At 63.9% G+C, this 2732-nt stretch carries 2 protein-coding genes; both read left to right on the top strand.

From position 1 onward, the window contains the following. Positions 1-1343: reverse transcriptase domain-containing protein (locus ACWEO7_RS38995; RefSeq protein ID WP_452430809.1), on the top strand; the 1343-nt coding region annotated here is incomplete at its 5' end. Between the two features lie 144 nt (positions 1344-1487). Beyond that, positions 1488-2222 carry a reverse transcriptase domain-containing protein gene (locus ACWEO7_RS38990; RefSeq protein WP_452430807.1) on the top strand — a complete coding sequence of 245 codons (735 nt, stop codon included), beginning with the start codon at positions 1488-1490 and terminating at the stop codon, positions 2220-2222. Positions 2223-2732 lie beyond the last annotated feature (510 nt).

The raw sequence follows: 2732 nt of genomic DNA, 5'->3' as shown, positions 1-2732 counted from the left end.
CGCTGGAGCCCGAGTGGGAGGCACGGTTCGAGCCGAAGTCGTATGGCTTCCGGCCGGGCCGTGGTTGTCAGGACGCAATCTCGGCCATCTACCTCGCGTTGAAAGGTAAGAATCCGCAACGCGTGTGGGTGTTGGATGCGGACCTGAAAGCGGCGTTCGACCGCATCGATCACAGCCATCTGCTCGCCCAACTGGCCACGTTCCCCGCCCGGGGATTGATCGCAGGCTGGTTGAAGGCGGGGGTACTCGATCGCGGTCGGTTCGCCTCGACCGAGGAGGGCACGCCCCAAGGCGGGGTCGTCAGTCCTTTGCTGTTGAACGTGGCCCTGCACGGGATGGAAGCAGCAGCGGGAGTCCGTTACCGCAAGCTCGGCACGCATGCCGCCGAGTCGGTGGAAGGCGTTCCGGCGCTGATCAGATATGCCGACGACCTTGTGGCCCTGTGCCATTCGCGCGAACAGGCCGAACAGGTCAAAGCGCGGCTCGCTGCCTGGCTCGAACCCAGAGGATTGGTGTTCAACGAGGACAAGACGCGCATCGTCCACGTCGAAGACACCGGTTTCGATTTTCTGGGGTTCAATGTCCGCCGCTACGACGGCAAGCTGCTGATCAAGCCGAGTTCTGCTGCTATGAAACGGATTCGGAAACGGCTACGCACCGAGATGAAGGCTCTGCGCGGGGCCAACGTCAGTGCGGTGCTGCACAAGATCGACCCAATCGTGCGAGGTTGGTCGGCCTATTACCGAACAGTGGTGTCCAGCAAGGCATTCACCGCGCTGGATGACTACATGTGGAAGCTCACCTACAAGTGGGCCAAGCAAGGCCATCAGAACAAGTCGAAGCACTGGATCGCTACCCGGTATTTCGGCCGGTTCAACCAGTCCAGGCAGGACCGGTGGGTCTTCGGTGACCGGGACACCGGCGCTCACCTGCCCAAGTTCGCCTGGACGAAGATCGTCCGACACCAGATGGTCGCGGGCACATCGTCCCCGGATGATCCGTCCTTGACCGAGTACTGGTCCGAACGGCGACGCAAAGGGGCGCCACCGCTACTGGGCGCGTTCACCCTGCGGATGCTCAAACTGCAAGCCGGGCGCTGCCCGCTCTGCGGGGACTTCCTGCTGCGCGCCGACCATCAACCCCAGAACCCGCACGAGTGGGAACGCTGGGCGAAGGTGACCCGCACCGCGATGGTGAGGCACAGCCTCACCATCGCTCGCGGAGACGGAACGTCGGGCACGGCCATCCGTTTCGTCCACGCCTCCTGCCGTCGTCGGCGGTCTGCCGACCGGGCTGGAGGTCCGGTAATTCTGCACGCCCGCAAGCCATCTGGGCTTGCTTGAGCCGTGATGCGTCGACGAGGCGCATGTCCGGTTCTGGGGGGGCCTCGGCGCAGTAATGTGCCGGGGCTACCCGACAAAGCCGGCTACATGGCGAAGGGGCTCAGTTTGTTTCGCGGTGACGAGCGCGTTGAAGGAGATACGCCTGTGAATGCGGGTGTTCCGTGGCCTGCCGACGTGACGGAGGCATGGCACCGGGTACTTGTGATGCAAACGAAGCTGCACCGATGGGCGACGACCGATTCGGATCGTCGTTTCGATGATGTGTTCAACCTCGTCCACGACCCGGCGTTCCTGATGGCCGCCTGGGATCGAGTGCGGGACAACAAAGGTGGCCGCACCGCTGGTGTCGACGGGATCGCTCCACGGTCTGTCGCACCGGAGCAGGTGATGGGGATGCTCGCCGAATTACGCGAGAGCGTCAAGGGCGGAGAGTTCATCCCGGAACCGGTCCGTCAGAAGTCGATACCGAAAGCGAACGGCAAGGTCCGCAAGCTCGGAATCCCGACGATGACGGATCGGATTGTCCAGGCCGCGTTGAAGCTGGTGCTGGAGCCGGTCTTCGAAGCCGATTTCCACCCGTCCTCATACGGGTTCCGGCCGAGAAGGAGGGCGCAAGACGCGATCGCCGAGATACACAAGCTGACATCGAATCCCGCGAATTACGAGTGGGTGTTCGAGGCAGATATCACGGCGTGTTTCGACGAGATCCAGCAGCACTCGCAGGCGAGTCGTCCCGCCCGTGATCGGCTCGCCGATGCCGCACGCAGCAACGGCGGCGTCCAGCGGATCGCCGACGCACGCGACCCGGACGCCGCCCGCCGCGCCGCCGACCCGACACTCATCTACAGCGGGCTCCGGCTGCGCCGCGGCCGTCATTGAACGGCTGGAGTCGAGTATACGAATGGGTGTCGGAGTCGTGCACGAGCAGCGTGTGTCAGCGACTTCGGCCCAGGCCGTTGCGGTCGAGGATGCGGTAGACCATGCCCGGTCGACGTGCAGCGTTTCGGCGATCGCGCGAACATTGTGGTACTCGGCCTGCCACGACCACAACGGCACATCCGCCCCGCGACGCGGCCGATGCAGCCTCAGCCAGAGCCGCATGAAGGCCAGCCCTCCGCACACGCTCAGCCCTGCCGGACTGTGGTCCTGAACTCACCCAATTCGGTGGAAAGGCGACTGGAAGCCAGTGTCGTTGCCTTCCGCGCGATTACTACCCGAACCCCCTTGGCGGCGGTGTCGATTCAATGATCGCAAACGTCAGGTCGATGTCGCCCGGAATGAGAATGGGCCGGTCAGCCGCAGTGGTCGGCCACGCTCACCACCACAGTTCGCGACAGCGGTGCCAGAGACGCCCAGGCGTGGCGGGTTTGAGTGTGATAAAAGAAGCCC

The sequence above is a fragment of the Nocardia sp. NPDC004260 genome, assembly GCF_053603155.1.
Note: the sequence above shows the minus strand (reverse complement) of the source record. Positions and strands in the feature narration are given on the sequence as shown.